The organism is Kribbella qitaiheensis, from assembly GCF_042657745.1.
GTDB classification, from domain to species: Bacteria; Actinomycetota; Actinomycetes; order Propionibacteriales; family Kribbellaceae; genus Kribbella; species Kribbella qitaiheensis.
In genome coordinates this window covers 71,171-86,953 of sequence record NZ_JBHSKE010000004.1, presented here as the reverse complement: position 1 = coordinate 86,953, position 15,783 = coordinate 71,171, and the positions used below count along the sequence as shown (strand labels likewise).

The window sequence follows — 15,783 nt, the reverse complement described above, 5'->3', positions numbered from 1 at the left end:
GCAGCCGCGTCCCGGCACCACATAAGGGTGCCTCCCCACTGGGCTTAGCAGCGAGGAGGCTGACGTGAAGTCTGCCAGAAACACCCTGCCCGACGAACCCGTCAACGGTGTGACCGGCGGCCTGGACTGGGCCCGCGACGACCATGCCGTGTCGGTCGTGAACGACCGCGGCCGAGAAATCGACCGGTGCACCGTCGAACACACCGTCGCCGGGCTGCGTGACCTGATCGGCATGCTGGGCCGTCACGGGGTCGGCGAGGTCGCGATCGAACGCCCCGACGGCCCCGTCGTCGATACCCTCCTGCAGGCCGGGATCACCGTGGTCGTGATCAGCCCGAACCAGGTCAAAAACCTGCGCAGCCGCTACGGATCAGCCGGCAACAAAGACGACCGGTTCGACGCGTTCGTCCTGGCCGACACCCTGCGCACCGACCGGGCCCGGCTCGCCCCACTCACCCCCGACACCCCCGCGACCATCGCACTGCGCCGCACCTGCCGCGCCCGCAAAGACCTCATCAGCCACCGCGTCGCGGTCACCAACCAGCTCCGCGCCCACCTGCGCAACGCCTTCCCCGCCCCGATCGGCCTGTTCAGCGAACTCGACTCCCCGATCAGCTGCGCGTTCCTGGCCCGCTTCGACACCCAAGACCGCGCCGACTGGCTCACCCCGAAACGCCTCGCCGCCTGGCTGACATCCGTCGGCTACCCCGGCGGCAAAGACCCCGCCGTGCTGCACGCCCACCTGACCACGGCACCCCCCGGCGCCACCGGCCCCGACGCCACCCTCAACGCCCACATCACCCACGCACTACTCACCGTTCTCACCACCCTGATCGACCAGATCAAGACCCTGTCCACCCAGATCGCCGCCCAACTCGCCGCCCACACCGACTCCCACATCTTCACCAGCCTGCCCCGCTCCGGCACCGTCCGCGCCGCCCGGCTCCTCGCCGAGATCGGCGACTGCCGCGCCCGCTTCCCCACCCCCGAAGCCCTCACCTGCCTCGCCGGCGCCGCACCCTCAACCCGCCAGTCCGGCAAACACAAAACCGTCGGATTCCGCTGGGCCTGCGACAAACAACTCCGCGACGCCGTCACCGACTTCGCCGGCGACACCCGCCACGCCAACCCCTGGGCCGCCGACCTCTACCAACAAGCCCGCGCCCGAGGCCACGACCACCCCCACGCCGTCCGCATCCTCGCCCGCGCCTGGCTATTCATCATCTGGCACTGCTGGCAAAACAACACCGCCTACAACCCCACCAAGCACAACGCCCTCCAACGCCTCCTCAACGAACCCAACAGACAGGCGGCTTGACACAGGGCTCCTCTTGACGCACGCCAGCCCGACTAGCACCATCACGCAGCGGAGACCGCGAACCACCCGAACCCATGCCGGTCGAACCACCCGCACCCACGGCCGGACTAACCGCCCGCACTCATGCCGGTGAACGACCCGTTCGGCACACCGGCGTACCGGTCGAGCGAGGAATCGACAGAGCGGAATGTCGGCAGACCGCGTACCGGCCAGCGCGGGGATGTGGCGGCGCGCGTGGAGGCGCTGCCCGGGCGGGCCTGCGGCCGGCACCCAAGACGTCGGTGATCGGGCGGGCGGGCGATCACCCAGACGTCGGTGATCGGGCGGGCGGGTGACCGGGCGAAGGGGCGGCCGGTGGCCGGGTGAGGGGGTGGGGTGGGTGATGATGGGGGTGTGGAGGGGATTGATGGGTTGCTGCGGGGGTTGACGCCGCAGGTGGTGGGGGCGGTGGTTCGGCGGTTTGGGGATTTTGCGGCTGCTGAGGATGCTGTGCAGGAGGCGTTGATTGCTGCGGCTCGGACTTGGCCGCGGGATGGGGTGCCTGACAATCCGCGCGGGTGGTTGATCCAGGCGGCTTCGCGGCGGTTGATCGATGAGATCCGGCAGGACCAGGCGAGGCGGCGCCGGGAGGAGTTGGCGGCGCGGCGTGAGGTGCCGGCCGACGAGGTCGAGGAGCACGACGACACGTTGCTGTTGTTGTTCCTGTGCTGCCACCCCGCGTTGTCACCCGCGTCCGCGATCGCGTTGACGCTTCGCGCTGTCGGTGGCCTGACGACGGCAGAGATCGCGAAGGCGTACCTGGTGCCCGAGGCGACCATGGCGCAGCGGATCACCAGGGCGAAGGCGCGGCTCAAAGGGCAGGAGTTCGAGCTGCAGGAGAGCGACGAGCGGTTGCGCCAGGTGCTGCACGTCCTCTACCTGGTGTTCAACGAGGGTTACGCGAGCAGCAGCGGCGCGGATCTCCAGCGCAGCGACCTGTCCGGAGAAGCGATCCGGCTGACCCGGATGGTGCACCGGTCATTGCCGGAGAACGGCCAGGTGATGGGACTGCTGGCGTTGATGCTGCTCAACGACGCGCGCAGGCTGGCCCGGACCGGCCCCGCGGGTGAGCTGATCCCGCTGGCGGACCAGAACCGCAGCCTGTGGGACCAGGAGCTGATCAACGAAGGACTCGCGCTGGCTGTCGACGCCTTCGGACGGCAGCCGCTGGGGGAGTACCAGTTGCAGGCCGCGATCGCCGCCCTGCACGACGAGGTGGACAAGCCGGAGGACACCGACTGGCCGCAGATCCTCGCGCTGTACGGCCTGCTGGAGGAGCTGTCCGGCAACCCGATGGTGACGGTGAACCGCGCGATCGCCCTGGCCATGGTGGAAGGACCCGAGGCCGGCCTGGAACTCCTCGAAACCTTGGACGAGAAGCTCCCGGGGCACTACCGGCTGGACGCGGTACGGGGGCATTTCTCGGAGATGCTCGGTGACGACGAGGCTGCCGCGAACCACTTCCGTGCGGCGGCCCGGCGTACGACGAGTCTGCCGGAGCGGGACTATCTGATCACCAAGGCGGCCGAGGTCAGTGGTGCTGCGCGAAGGCCGCGATGATGTCGTCGTGGCCCTCACCTGTTGCCAAGAGCAACCGTAGGAGCACGCGCGCCTTGTAGGGGTCGAGGAAGCCGCCGTCGATCAGCCCGCGGCCGAGCAGGTCCGACTCCGCCCCGACCGACTTGTAGGTGTGGCGCAGCACCGAACCGCCGCCGGTCCGCGAGGTGAGCACAACCGGGATGCGTTCGGCGAGTTCACCGAGGACCGGCGCCAGCGCGGACGGCACATGCCCGACGCCGTACCCGGCGACCACCAGGCCCTGGTGTGTGTCGGCCAGACCGTCGAGCAGCAGGCCGTCGTCGTCCAGGGTGACCGTGTAGAGCGCCACCCGGGTCGCGTCGAGGTCCGCGGGCTCGGCCCGGCCCGGTACGCCGTCCTGCCGTGCGGGGCGGGTGAGGATGCGGACCTGGCCCTCGACCACCTGGCCGATCGGACCGGTGTTGGGCGAGGCGAACGTCGCCGTACTCGTGCTGTGGGTTTTCCGAACCCAGCGGGCCGCATGGATCTCGTCGTTGAGGACGACCAGAGCACCGAGGTCGCGGGCGGCGGGGGAGCAGGCGACCCGGGCGGCGGCGAGCAGGTTCGCCGGGCCGTCGTGGCCGGCCAGCGTCGGGTTGCGCATCGCGCCGGTGAGGACGAACGGGTGGGAGTGCGGCCAGACCTGGTCGACCACGAACGCCGTCTCCTCCAGGGTGTCCGTGCCCTGGGTGACGACGATGCCGGTGGCGCCGTTGCTGATCGCCTTCGACGCGGCATCGACGACATCGAGCATCTTGGCGAGCGTCAGGTTGGCGCTCGACACCGCCTCCACGTCTTGTACGTCGATGGGCCGGCCGAGATCCGCCAGCCCGGGCACGGCCGCGGTCAGGTCGGCTCCGGTCAACCGCCGGACGCCGTCGGCCGTGTGGCCGGCCATCGCGATGGTGCCGCCAAGGGTGAACAACGCGACGCTCACGTGCTGGGTCCTCTCTATGGTTGACCGCCCGGAAAGCTATCACTACTTGGAGCGAGCGCGGACGTGCAGTCGCTCGCCCTGCGGGCCGTACAGGCAGAGCATCTCGGCCGGTCCCGGCCCGGGGTTGCCGAACCAGTGCGGAACCCTCGTGTCGAACTCCGCCACCTCGCCCTCGAGCAGGACGAGGTCGCGGTCGCCCAGCACCAGCCGGATCCGGCCGGACAGCACGTAGAACCAGTCGTAGCCCTCGTGGGTCCGCTGGTCCGGCTCGCCGCCCGGCCAGCCTTCCGGAACGATCTGCTTGTACGCCTGGAGACCTCCGGGGCGCCGGCTCAGCGGGATCATCGTCGCGCCGTGCCGCCGGATCGGCTTCGCATGGATGCGGGGGTCGCCGGTCGGGGGCGCGTCCACGAGTTCATCCAGTTGGACCTGGTGCGCCCGGGCCAGCGGCAGCAGCAGTTCCAGCGTCGGGCGGCGCTGACCCGCCTCCAGCCGGGACAGCGTGCTCACCGAGATGCCGGTGGACACCGATAGCTGGGCGAGCGTCGTACCGCGCTCCTGCCGTAGCGATCGCAATCTCGGGCCGACCGCTTCCAGGACGTCGTCAAGAGGATCCACAGTTGCCATCCTGGCAAACTTTCTTGTCGTTTTCGAGAATCCGGCGAACTCTGGGGTCAGAGAGCGGACCGACGAAGGAGCAGGCGATGAAGAAGTACGACGTGATCGTGGTGGGCGGGGCGGCCGCCGGGCTGAACGGAGCGCTGGCGCTGGTCCGGTCGCGCCGGTCCGTGCTGGTGATCGACAACGGCACGCCGCGCAACGCGCCGGCCGAGCACGTGCACAACTACCTGAGCCGTGATGGGGTTCCGCCGAGTGAGCTGTACGCGATCGGCCGGGCCGAGGTCACCGGGTACGGCGGCGAGGTGACCGCCGGCACCGTCACGACGGTCACCCGACCGAATGGCCCGACCTCAATGACAGAGGACGGGTTCGTGGTGGAGTTGGACGACGGGCGGTCGTTCGGAGCACGCAGGCTGCTGGTGGCCACCGGTGGCAGGGACGTGCTGCCCGACGTACCGGGGCTGGCCGAGCGGTTCGGGCGCGACGTACTGCACTGCCCGTACTGCCACGGGTGGGAGGTGCGCGACCAGGCGATCGGCGTACTGGCCACCGGCGGGATGGCGATCCACCAGGCGATGCTGTTCCGGCAGTTGAGCGACGACGTGACGCTGTTCCTGCACACCGGGCCGGCGCCGTCCGACGACCAGTGGGAGGAACTCGCGGCGCGCGGGATCTCCGTTGTGGAAGGACGCGTCGAGGCCGTGGAGGTGACGGACGACAAGCTCACCGGCGTACGGCTGGAGGGCGGGAAGGTCATCCCACGCCAGGCCCTGGCGGTGCAGTCGGTGGTTCGGGCGCGGGCCGACTTCTTGGCTGACCTAGGGCTGAAGGCGGTCGACCAGGAGTTCGGCGATGTGTATCTCGGCACCGCGGTCCAGGCAGATCCGAGCGGTGCGACCGAGGTGCCGGGCGTCTGGGTCGCGGGCAACGTCGCTGACCTCCGCAGCCAGGTGATCACCTCGGCCGCGGCCGGGTTGACCGCAGGCGCCACGATCAACGCAGACCTGATCGCCGAAGAGACCCGCCTAGCGGTACAGACACGAATCCCACCCCACCGCCCCGATCAGGTGGCCGCACCGAGTAGTTGAGGAGTTGAATAGAGGCGGGAGGGTGGATGCGCGATACGGTCGACCCAGAATTCGCCTCGTACGTCGATGCGCGGCAAGGCAGATGGCTCCGGACGGCGTACCTCGTGTACGGAGAGCTCGAGCGGGCTGAGGAGCAACTCCTGCACGCCTTCACCAGGTTGTCGCTGCGCTGGGGCAAGGTGGACGACCCGGACGCGTTCGTGCAGCGCCTGCTCTACCAGCCGGCCCTTTCGCGCTGGGCGAGGGTGCGACCGTTCGAGGGTGAGGACGAGCCGGTCAAGCTCGCCCTGGCGACTCTCACCCCGGCCCAGCGCGTAGTACTGGTCCTGCTGTACTTCGAGGAGCTCACCGAGTACGAGGTGTCCGACGTGCTGAGCATGTCGCAGCCGTCTGTGCACGGGCACGGCCAAACCGCAGTCGGGCGGCTGGGTGCGGCGCTGGGCTCGGGGGACTGGCGTGACGCCTACCGCAGGGACCAGCCGTGAGGCGCGAGGAGGTCCGGCCGCTGCTGGACCGGGCTTCCGACCTGCTGCCGGAGCCGGACCTCACCGACACAGCCTGGGCCGGTGGTGTCGCCATCCGGCGCAGACGCCGTCGCAGCACGATCGTCGGGCTCGCCGTGGTACTGCTGGTCGCGGTGATCGCTGCCGTGGTCGCCGGACTCGGCGGCAACAACACCGGCATCGTCCCGCCGACCACTCCACCCAGCACCCCGCCCGGCTTCATCCCGCCAGCCGGGCAGATCTTCGGCGTCGACTACTGGATGGCCCCGCCGGCCGGCAGCGAGCGGTTCCTGGATCGCCTCGAGACCCCGCTGGGGGACGCGCTGCAACTGCCCGACAACGCCGACGACCTCAGGGCGGATCCGTTCGAACGGGTGGCCGCGGTGGTCCTGTCGGAGCGGAACGGGAGCTTCACACCTCTTCTGATGGGCTCGAGCTCCCGTTGGGCCCGGGCAGACCTTCAGTTGACCGCCATCAGGTCCGGCGAACCGCTCAGCCCGGGGGCGATCTCGCCGGACGGGCGACTGGTCGCGTTCCCGCAGCCCGGCGGTGTCGTGGTCATCGACGCCACCGAGACCAACGACGCGTCAACGCGTCGCATCGCCCTCCCGGCTCAGGACATCCGCAGCGTCGCTTGGCTGGAGAACAGCGACGGCCTGCTCGTCAGCGGTCCGGGCGTCGCCTATCGCGTACTCATCGGTGCCTTCGACGTCGGTGACGAGCCAGTCGCCACCGTGGCCGCCAGCAACGACCCGTTCGACGTGACAGCGCCGTACCGGCTGGATGGCACGGGCAACCAGGTGGCGCTGATGCGGTACGAGGCGAACCGCACCTGGACCGTCGACAGCAACCCCCGGCTGCCGGTGGGCACCTGGGCCGGCCTGACGTACACCCAAGGGGCCATCGCGGCCAGGATGTTCATCGCGGACCAGTTGCCGCAGGTGCCGACCGTCGTGTCGAAGCCACAGGTAGTCGCGGCGATCTCCCGGCAGTTGACCCTCCCCAGCCGCCTGCTGGTCCTCGGTGAGACCCCTGCGGCCACACCGACCCCCGGCCGGGACACCCCCGACCGGATCCGCGAACCGGGCTGCTGCTTCCTGCTCGGCTGGTACGACGAGAGCACGGCGCTGCTGCAGGTCGAGGGCTGGGTGCTCGCCTGGGACCTGCAGACAGGCCGAGTACGCCGGGTCACCGAGCTCGAGGTGACCGGCGTCGCCCTCGGCCCCGGCGTTCACGGCTGATCCCCTACTCGGCGATGCACCTCATTGTCATCGCGACCAGGTGGTCGGCGTCGTCCACCGACGGCATCTTCTCGCCGGTGAGCGCGCGGACGATCAGTACTCCGGCCAGCCACTGCACCATCAGTACCGGATCAGCCGACGCGCGGATCGGTTCACCCCGCCGCCGGGCCCGCTCCAGCGCGGCCGCCGTCAGGGCGATCCGGCGCTGCAGGAAGGACCGGTAGAAGACCGTGAACTGCTCGTCGCGGTTCATCTCGCTGACTGCCAGGCGGATCAGCGCGATGCCCTCCTTGCTGTTCACGAAGATCAGGGCGTCCCGGTAGACCTGCCGCAGGTCGCCGGCGATGGACCCGGTGTCGGCGTCCGGGATCTCGATGTCGAACATCTGGGCCATCGCGTCGTTGGCGAGGAGCTCCTTGCTCGCCCACCGCCGGTAGATCGTGGCCTTCCCGACGCCGGCCGCCTCCGCGACGTCGTCGACCGTCATTCCGTCGAACCCGCGCTCCAGCAGCAGCTGGACGGCGTACCGGCGGATCCGGGGCTCTGCCTCCGGGTCCCTCGGCCTGCCTCTGCGCGGCCTCTCCCCGCTGTTGGTCTCCATTTCGTTTCCCCAGCTCGGACGGTCGCAGTGGCGCGGCTGCGGGCCGTGTGGTCAGGCCAGCGTGCCACAACCGGGCCGATGTCACGTCGATGTCACCTAACGGAGCGCTTTGTCACATGCCTGAAACATGAGGACCGATCGGCTGAAACGGCGCGCCGACACCGTTTGCGGTGTGGCCGTGCGCGGGCTTCCCGGCGTTGTGGAGCTCCCCGAATGAGGACGCGGGTCACCCCCAGATCGATGGAAGGGATGACGTTGATGGAGATCAACGCCGGCGATACCGCCTGGGTCTTGGTCAGTGCCGCCCTGGTGTTCTTGATGACACCGGGCCTGGCTTTCTTCTACGGCGGCATGGTGCGCGTCAAGAGCGTGCTGAACATGATGATGATGAGTGCGATCACCATCGCCGTCGTCACCATCCTTTGGGTGTTGGTCGGCTACTCGCTGACCTTCGCCGGTGACACCGGGCATGTGATCGGTGACTTCTCGGAAGTCGGTCTGAAGGGCCTGATCTCACCCGACGCGGTCAGCGGCACCATCCCGACACTCGCCTTCGTCGCCTTCCAGCTGATGTTCGCGATCATCACCCCCGCGCTGATCTCCGGCGCCATCGCGGACCGGGCCACGTTCCGTGGCTGGATCGCGTTCGTGGTGGGCTGGACGTGCCTGGTGTACTTCCCGGTCGCCCACTCGGTGTGGTTCCTGGACGACGGCAACGGCGGCTGGATCGGCGACAAGCTGAAGGCGGTCGACTTCGCCGGTGGTACCGCCGTGCACGTGAACGCCGGTGCGGCCGCGCTCGCCCTGGCGCTGGTGCTCGGCCGCCGGGTCGGCTGGCGCAAGGACCCGATGCGGCCGCACAGCCTGCCGCTGGTCATTCTCGGCGCCGGCCTGCTGTGGTTCGGCTGGTTCGGCTTCAACGCGGGCTCCGCGCTGAGTGCCGGCACCACCGCCGCGGTCACCTTCGTGAACACCCAGGTCGCCACGGCCGCTGCCGTGATCGGCTGGCTGATCGTGGAGCGGATCCGGCACGGCAAGGCCACCACGCTGGGCATGGCCTCCGGCGCGGTCGCCGGTCTGGTCGCGATCACGCCGTCCTGTGGCGCGGTCACCCCGGTCGGCGCGATCATCCTCGGCGTTCTCGCCGGTGCCATCTGTTGCTTCGCGGTCTCGCTGAAGTACACGTTCGGCTTCGACGACTCCCTCGACGTGGTCGGCGTGCACCTGGTCGGCGGTCTGTTCGGCTCGCTGGCGATCGGCTTCCTGGGCACCGCGGCCGCCCCGTCCGCGGTGAACGGCCTGTTCTACGGTGGCGGTGCCAGCCAGCTCGGTCGGCAGGCGCTGGCGAACCTGGTGGTTGCTGTCTACTCCTTCACGGTGGCCTTCATCCTCGGCAAGGTGATCGACAAGACGATCGGCTTCCGCGTCAGCGAGGACGACGAGGTCGCCGGTGTCGACCAGGTCGAGCACGCGGAGACGGCGTACGACTTCCTGGCCGCGGGCTCGGGGCTGCGGGGTCACAGCAGCGTCGTCCGTACCCCGGCCGCCGGGACCGAGACCGAGACGTCTGAGAAGGAAGGTGCGAACGCATGAAGCTGATCACCGCGGTGATCAAGCCGCACAAGCTGGAAGATGTCCGGGCCGCGCTCGAGACGTTCGGCGTGACCGGGATGACGGTCACCGAGGCGAGCGGCTACGGCCGGCAGAAGGGCCACACCGAGGTCTACCGCGGTGCGGAGTACGAGGTGGACCTGGTCCCGAAGGTCCGGCTCGAGGTGGTCGTCGAGGACGGTGACGCCGCCGACGTGACCGACGTGATCGTGAAGGCCGCGCAGACCGGCAAGATCGGTGACGGCAAGGTCTGGGTGGTACCGGTCGAGTCGATCGTCCGGGTCCGTACCGGCGAGACCGACGGAGACGCCCTCTAGATGGTGGACCGAGCAGCACAGCGGCGCGCTCGTGCCGAGGAGGCCGACGCGCTGCTGTTCCTGCTCCTCTCCAAGGCCTGCGACGCCCTCGGTGTTCCCACCGAGGGCGTCGCCCTGGTCGCCATCGGCGGCTACGGCCGGGAGGAGCTGTCGCCGTACAGCGATCTCGACGTGATGCTCCTGCATGCCGAGGGCTATCCCCAGGTCGATGAGCTGGCCGCCCAGATCTGGTACCCGCTGTGGGACTCGCGGACCCGGCTGGACCACAGTGTCCGGACCGTCGCGCAGGCCCAGCAGGCGGCGGCCGACGACGTACGGGTCGCGCTCGGGTTGCTGGACGCTCGGCACGTGGCCGGGGATTCTCACCTCACCCTGCAGTTGCGGTCGGTCCTGATGGCCGACTGGCGCCGTACTGCGAAGACGCGGCTGCCGGCACTCGCGGAGGCGTGCCGGGAACGGGCCAACACGGTCGGCGAGCTCGCGCATCTGGCCGAACCGGACCTCAAGGAGGCGTACGGCGGTCTGCGGGACGCCGTGGTACTGCGAGCCCTGGTGGCGTCGTGGTTGATCGACGTACCGCATCCGGTGGTCGAGCGGGCGCGGCTGGACCTGCTGAACGTGCGGGACGAACTGCACGAGGTCGCCGGGCGTGCGACCGACCGGCTGGTCGCTGACGTGGCCGGCGAGGTCGCGGCCGGGCTCGGCCTGGCGAATCGCGATGCCTTGCTGCGGCACGTCTACGCCACTGGCCGGACCTTGGCTCACGTGTGCGATGTGTCGTGGCGGCGGATCGAGAGCCTGATGGCCCGTCCGCCTCGCTCTCGTCGTCGGCACCGCGGCGGTGGGCCGCTGCTGCTCGCGCTCGACGAGGGCGTCGGCCAGCACGAGGGCGAGGTTGTCCTGATGCCGGAGGCTCGCCCTGAGCGGGACTCTGCCCTCGGACTTCGCGCGGCGGCTGTCGCTGCCGACCGGGACCTGGTGCTGTCGCCTGCGGTGTGCGATCGACTGGCCCGCACAGCCGCCCTGCTGCCGGAGCCCTGGGGTGCGGAGGCTCGGCGCCTCCTATGTGCCCTGCTAGGTGCAGGGGAGGGGCTGCTGGAGGTTTGGGAGGCCCTGGACCAAGCCGGCTACATCTCCCGGATCATGCCGGAGTGGGACACCGTGCGCTTCCGGCCGCCGCAGTCGGCGATCCACCGCTACACCGTCGACCGGCACCTGCTGGAGACCTGTGTAGAGGCCTCGAAGCTGGTCCGGGACGTACGCCGACCGGACCTACTGCTGGTCGCCGCTCTGCTCCATGACCTTGGCAAGGCGGTCGACGGCGACCACAGCGTCACCGGTGCCGCCATCGCGACCACTGTCGCCCGTCGGCTGGGTTTCGCCGAGGCGGACGTCGACACGATCGCCCTGCTCGTCCGGCAGCACCTGATGCTGGCGCAGGTCGCCACCAGGCGCGACCTGGACGACCCGATGACGGTGGAACTTGTCGCCGGCATCGTCGGCAACACGGACACGCTGGACCTGCTGGAAGCTCTCACCTACGCCGATGCTCGTGCTGCCGGGCCCGCTGCCGCGTCGCCGTGGCGTCTGCGCCTGGTCGGCGAACTCGCTCGCCGCGTGCGGGGTGACCTGTCCGGCGGAGGTGCCGGGCTCTGGACCGACGCTCCGCCCGTTCCGCTGCCGGCGTTGCACCAGGTGGTGGGCGTGGGACGGCTCGGGGTGACCGTGTCGGACCACCGTGGCGACCTGCGGGTCAACGTCGCAGTACCGGATCAGGTGGGCACGCTGTCCACCGTGGCCGGAGTACTGGCGGTGGAGCGGCTCGCAGTACGGTCTGCGGTCATCACGTCGGTTGAGGGGCTGGGGATCTCGCAGTGGTCGGTCGCTGGGTCCGCGCCGGATCCGGTGCGGCTGCGGGACCGGCTTGCTGTGGCCCTGCGCGACGACAGCGATCTCGTACGCCGGTTGGCCGCGCGTGACTCGTCCGCTCGGGGCAAGGCGGCCGCCAGTCGGGTGGACCTGCTGCCTCATGCGTCCGAGACTGCCACCGTGTTGCAGGTTCGGGCCCACGACCGGCCGGGCTTGCTCTACGACGTCACTGCGGCGATCGCATCGACAGGTGCCGACATCAGGTCTGCACACGTGAGCACCCTCGGTGCGGAGTGTGTAGACGTGTTCTATCTGACCGACAGCGACGGCTCGCCGCTGGAGGAGGAAGACGCGCGCACGACGGCCAAGTCGATTCTGGATCGCCTGACCTTCTAGGGTCGGGCGTGTGGATCTAGTACAGGCGTTCCAGCTCCAGGCCACGGCTTGCGAGGACCTCGGCTCACCTATGTACGCCGACCTGTTGCGGCGTGTGGTGGATGACTATGAGATCGGTGGTTCGCCCGTAGCGGTGCTTGCCGGCTATGAGAATCAGCCGGCTGGTGCAGCGATTGCCCTGCGGCTATTGGGGTCTGTGCACCGGCTAGTGCTGACGGGGGAGGCTCCGGAGCTGGCGGCGTTTTACCCGAGCGTCGGTGGCGAGTGGGATCCCCGGCTGGGCTGGGAGGCGTTCGACCAAGTGCTGCAAGCGCGCGGCCCGGAGTTGCGTGAACTGCTGACCCAGCCGCCCCAGACGAACGAGGTAGGCCGGTCTATCGCTCTCTACGGTGGCCTGTCCCGGTTGGCCGAGGCTGTCCCGCTGCCCGTGCGGCTGTTCGAGATCGGGGCCAGCGGTGGGCTCAACCTGCGCGCCGACCAGTTCCGCTACAACCTGACCGACGGGTCGAGCTTCGGGCCTTCGGACAGCCCCGTGGTCTTCGACGACGCCTGGTCCGGACGGCCGCTCGACCCGTCTGTGGAGTTGCGGATCGTGGAGCGGGTGGGGAGCGACATCGCGCCGGTGAACCCGTTCACCGACGACGGCGCGCTCACGCTGACGTCGTACGTGTGGCCCGACATGCCAGAGCGGTTGGAGCGCCTGCGCGGGGCGTTGGAGGTCGCGCGGAAGGTGCCGGCCGACGTACACCGTGAGGACGCGGTGTCGTTCCTGCGCAACCTCGAACTCTCCGAGGGCCACGTCACCGTCGTCTGGCACTCGGTGATGTGGCAATACCTCACGCCAGAGGACAAGGCTGCTGCGGAGGGGTTGATCACCGCGCTCGGAGCCCAGGCGACTCCCTCGGCGCCGCTGGCCCACCTCAGCCTGGAGCCGATCCGCCGTACTCCGGACGCGGAGCCGGAGTTCCTGGTGGTGTTGCAGGTCTGGCCGACCGGAGTTCCGCGAGTGCTTGGTACGGCCGAGCCCCACGGGCTTCCGGCGCGGTGGGAGTGAGCTAGTCGGTCAGAGCGGCGACCAGGGTGTCTGTGAGCTCTGCGGCGTAGCGGCCGTCCGGGTCCAGGTCGGGGTCGAAGATGCCGATGTCGAAGCCAACGCACTTCGGCGAGGCGAGCAGCGGCTTCAGCAGGTCGCGGAGGTGCTCGTGCTCGAGCCCACCGGGGTCCGGGCTGTCGACTGCCGGCATCACCTTCGCGTCGAGGATGTCCACATCCAGATGCACCCAGAACCCGTCGAGATCGTCCCGCTCCAGATGAGCCAGTACTCCGCTCGCCGCCGCTGCCGGATCGTCGATGACGGCCAGCGCCGACCATTCCGGGATCCCCGCCTCGCGCAGGCTGTCGAGGTACGCCTCGTCCTCGCGGTAGCCGAGCATCACCGCGTCCTGGTCGCGCACGTACGGCCGCAGGTCCTCGAGGTCGGTCAGATCCGCCTGGCCGCGCCCAGTCACCAGTGCGAGCGCCTCGCCCCCGGCGGCCCCGACGTACACGTCGTTGTCGACAGTCCGGAAGTCGGAGTGGCCGTCGAGGTATGCCACGCCGTACCGGCCCCTGCGCCTCAATGCCAATGCCGGCCCGAGCAGGTTGCTGCACTCACCACCCAGCAGCACCACGAACTTGTCGTCATCGAAGAGCTTCCCCAACCGATCCGCGAGCTTGACGGTGTAGTCCGCCATGGCTCCGGCGTTGAACACCCCGTCCCCAGGCTTCCAGTCCCCGCGGTCATACCGAGGCGGCGTCACACACCCAGCGTCCCCGGCCCCGATGCGCCCGACAATCCCCTGATCCCGCAGAGCCCCCGCCAGCTTGTAACACCCAGGCACCGCCCCCACCACCGGCGGCCGAAGCCCCAAATTAGAAGGCCCATCCAAAACCACCACCCGCCGCGAACCACCGCCGCCGCCCAAGGCCCTTCCTCCATTCCCCTAACCATTAACTCAAATCCAAGTGGTTAGATGCTCTCGATGGCGTCTCCGCTTGTCAACAGCAAACCGCCGGTCTGCGAGCCTAGGGAAAGGTGGGATCTCGCAGCTCCCTCTCGAGGTGCTCCAGCACTCTGGTCATCGCCTTGATGTGGATCTCCTCGTCGGCCGGAGCCTGCTCAGAGATCTCCCAGATCCTGCGTCGGGCTTCTTCGAGGGTGGCGATCTTCCCTTCGACGGTTCCCTCGGCCAGGTATGCCGCTGCGTGGACGGCGCCTGCCTGGTGGTAGTACTCGCTCCACTGACGGGGAGGTGCAGGTGACTCCGCGAGTGACACGATCAGCTGGCCGGTCCATCGGCGGTCATGCTCGGAGGCGTGCTCCGGAACAAGCGCCCGAAGCGCCGCCTGCTCGGCCACCACATCGGCACCCTCGGAACTCCACACCCGCTCCCGAGCCTCATAGAAGGCCTCATTGAACACAGAGACCTCAACCTTGCCGTCGCCCATCACACCTCCTGGTCAGCGTGTGCAGATCCGCAACGATATCGATGCACAGACCCAGCCGTTCGCAACTATCCACAGGCTCGCCGGCCGCCATTCGCTTGGCGAGTGTCCACCAACGCCACTTCACCCTGGTGCGTTAGTCGCGGGCAGGCCCGGTGGCTCGGCTGGGTGTGGCTACCTGGCCGCCGGTTCGTCCGCGAGCGCCGTCGCCGAGGGAGGGCGCATGACGGGTCGCTTGCGCGGCTGGGGCCTGGCCACTGAGGAACCGCATCTGACTGTTCGGGGGCCGGTCTGCCATCGGCCCGGCTACACGGGTTTCAGCAGCCGGGGGCGGAAGGCCGTCTAGCGCAGCCCGTGCGGCCTCGGCGTTGGGTGACTCCGCGGGGAAGGGCTGCGCCGGATTGGCTTGGTAGTGGTGGCGGATCTCATCGACCTTGGCGTTCAAGCTTCGCCGGATGTCTTCGGCCGCGAGGTTGCCCGCCACGGCCGGTCTCTTGTGCATCGTCGGCCATTGATCGTGCTTCATCGTCTGGATCAGCGCGGCCCGCACCGCTGTCCGGTCCTCCGTGCGGTCCGGAACGACCTCCGCCAGCCGATTCCGCACCACTGCGTCAGCCACCTGGTCGAAATGCATCGTCCCGGGGCCCCGAGAGCCTTGGTCGATCAACATGTCGCGGGTTACGCGTGGACCCGCCGCCTGATCGAGCAGGTTGTCGACTGCCGCGTACGCTCCCGGGTACTGCGGATCCCCCAGCGACAAGCCCGGATAACCGGCCCGGCTGGCAAATGCGTCGAAGTCCTCGAAGGTTCGTACCTCGGCGAAGCCCTCCATGAGCCCCAGCGAGTGCGAGCTGCGGACAGCGTTCGGCTCGGCCGGCGCGTCGGTCTCCATCCCCGCATGAGTCGACTCATGAAGCACGGAGGCCAATGCTTGCGCCTGACGGCGCGGAGACTTGTCCGTGGTCTCGCCGGTCAGCCATTGAAGGGCGCGTTCCTCGGACAGCCTGATGCTTCCGGTCTTTGGATCGAAGCCGCCCCACCGGCCGGTGTCCGTCGCGTAAAGATCTCGGTTCCAGCGATCGACAGCGGTCGGTCGTAGTCCCTGCGCCAAGTGGTACAGCCGCGTGAACTCCCGGTAGGTCGCCGAATCTCGCGGTACGAGTCGGTCGCCGTCCACCGG

Annotated in this window: 15 protein-coding genes; 9 read left to right on the top strand and 6 right to left on the bottom strand. The window is 69.2% G+C overall.

The features are described from left to right. Positions 1-64 precede the first annotated feature (64 nt). Positions 65-1,318: an IS110 family RNA-guided transposase gene (locus tag ACFPJ1_RS03030; protein ID WP_380101241.1), complete on the top strand. Its 1,254-nt coding sequence runs from the start codon at positions 65-67 to the stop codon at positions 1,316-1,318. Between the two features lie 393 nt (positions 1,319-1,711). Then, entirely contained in the window at positions 1,712-2,917 is a 1,206-nt protein-coding gene (locus ACFPJ1_RS03025; RefSeq protein ID WP_380101240.1) for an RNA polymerase sigma factor, read from the top strand. On the opposite strand, the gene ACFPJ1_RS03020 is transcribed toward ACFPJ1_RS03025, so the two are convergent. Further along, on the bottom strand, positions 2,889-3,872 hold the full coding sequence (locus ACFPJ1_RS03020; protein WP_380101239.1) for an asparaginase: 984 nt from the start codon (positions 3,870-3,872) through the stop codon (positions 2,889-2,891). The two genes, ACFPJ1_RS03025 and ACFPJ1_RS03020, sit on opposite strands and share 29 nt — an antisense overlap. Positions 3,873-3,914: 42 nt before the next feature. After that, on the bottom strand, positions 3,915-4,499 hold the full coding sequence (locus ACFPJ1_RS03015; RefSeq protein ID WP_380101238.1) for an XRE family transcriptional regulator: 585 nt from the start codon (positions 4,497-4,499) through the stop codon (positions 3,915-3,917). Between the two features lie 77 nt (positions 4,500-4,576). Between ACFPJ1_RS03015 and ACFPJ1_RS03010 the strand changes: the two genes are divergently transcribed. The 3 genes from ACFPJ1_RS03010 to ACFPJ1_RS03000 are packed head-to-tail and all read left to right on the top strand — an operon-like array spanning position 4,577 to position 7,325. Continuing rightward, entirely contained in the window at positions 4,577-5,581 is a 1,005-nt protein-coding gene (locus ACFPJ1_RS03010) for an NAD(P)/FAD-dependent oxidoreductase (RefSeq protein ID WP_380101237.1), read from the top strand. Between the two features lie 26 nt (positions 5,582-5,607). After that, the gene (locus ACFPJ1_RS03005) at positions 5,608-6,066 is read left to right on the top strand and encodes a sigma factor-like helix-turn-helix DNA-binding protein (protein ID WP_380101236.1); all 459 of its coding nucleotides are present in this window, start codon (positions 5,608-5,610) and stop codon (positions 6,064-6,066) included. Further along, positions 6,063-7,325 (top strand): hypothetical protein, encoded by a 1,263-nt coding sequence (locus ACFPJ1_RS03000; RefSeq protein WP_380101235.1) that lies wholly within the window; start codon positions 6,063-6,065, stop codon positions 7,323-7,325. Before ACFPJ1_RS03005 ends, ACFPJ1_RS03000 begins: the two co-directional genes overlap by 4 nt. 4 nt (positions 7,326-7,329) lie before the next feature. On the opposite strand, the gene ACFPJ1_RS02995 is transcribed toward ACFPJ1_RS03000, so the two are convergent. Beyond that, positions 7,330-7,926, bottom strand: a complete 597-nt coding sequence (locus ACFPJ1_RS02995) for a TetR/AcrR family transcriptional regulator (RefSeq protein ID WP_380101234.1) — start codon at positions 7,924-7,926, stop codon at positions 7,330-7,332. A 249-nt stretch (positions 7,927-8,175) separates the two neighbouring features. On the opposite strand from ACFPJ1_RS02995, the gene ACFPJ1_RS02990 reads away from it, so the two are divergent. Genes ACFPJ1_RS02990 through ACFPJ1_RS02975 form a run of 4 tightly spaced genes read left to right on the top strand, consistent with a single transcriptional unit; the run spans position 8,176 to position 13,173 of the window. Beyond that, the gene (locus tag ACFPJ1_RS02990; RefSeq protein ID WP_380101255.1) at positions 8,176-9,519 is read left to right on the top strand and encodes an ammonium transporter; all 1,344 of its coding nucleotides are present in this window, start codon (positions 8,176-8,178) and stop codon (positions 9,517-9,519) included. Next, complete coding sequence (locus tag ACFPJ1_RS02985) at positions 9,516-9,854, top strand: P-II family nitrogen regulator (protein ID WP_132191453.1); 339 nt, start codon at positions 9,516-9,518, stop codon at positions 9,852-9,854. The genes ACFPJ1_RS02990 and ACFPJ1_RS02985 overlap by 4 nt, the downstream gene beginning before the upstream one ends. Beyond that, complete coding sequence (locus ACFPJ1_RS02980) at positions 9,855-12,119, top strand: [protein-PII] uridylyltransferase (RefSeq protein ID WP_380101233.1); 2,265 nt, start codon at positions 9,855-9,857, stop codon at positions 12,117-12,119. It abuts the gene before it with no gap. Between the two features lie 10 nt (positions 12,120-12,129). Continuing rightward, positions 12,130-13,173 carry a DUF2332 domain-containing protein gene (locus tag ACFPJ1_RS02975; protein ID WP_380101231.1) on the top strand — a complete coding sequence of 348 codons (1,044 nt, stop codon included), beginning with the start codon at positions 12,130-12,132 and terminating at the stop codon, positions 13,171-13,173. Between the two features lies 1 nt (position 13,174). Here ACFPJ1_RS02975 and ACFPJ1_RS02970 read toward each other — a convergent pair whose 3' ends face one another. The 3 genes from ACFPJ1_RS02970 to ACFPJ1_RS02960 all read right to left on the bottom strand — a co-directional run bounded on the left by ACFPJ1_RS02970 (position 13,175) and on the right by ACFPJ1_RS02960 (position 15,780). Next, positions 13,175-13,918, bottom strand: coding sequence for an arginase family protein (locus tag ACFPJ1_RS02970; protein ID WP_380101230.1), 744 nt, complete (start codon positions 13,916-13,918; stop codon positions 13,175-13,177). A gap of 265 nt (positions 13,919-14,183) precedes the next feature. After that, positions 14,184-14,606 (bottom strand): hypothetical protein, encoded by a 423-nt coding sequence (locus ACFPJ1_RS02965; protein WP_380101229.1) that lies wholly within the window; start codon positions 14,604-14,606, stop codon positions 14,184-14,186. A 133-nt stretch (positions 14,607-14,739) separates the two neighbouring features. After that, positions 14,740-15,780: a hypothetical protein gene (locus ACFPJ1_RS02960; protein ID WP_380101228.1), complete on the bottom strand. Its 1,041-nt coding sequence runs from the start codon at positions 15,778-15,780 to the stop codon at positions 14,740-14,742. Positions 15,781-15,783 lie beyond the last annotated feature (3 nt).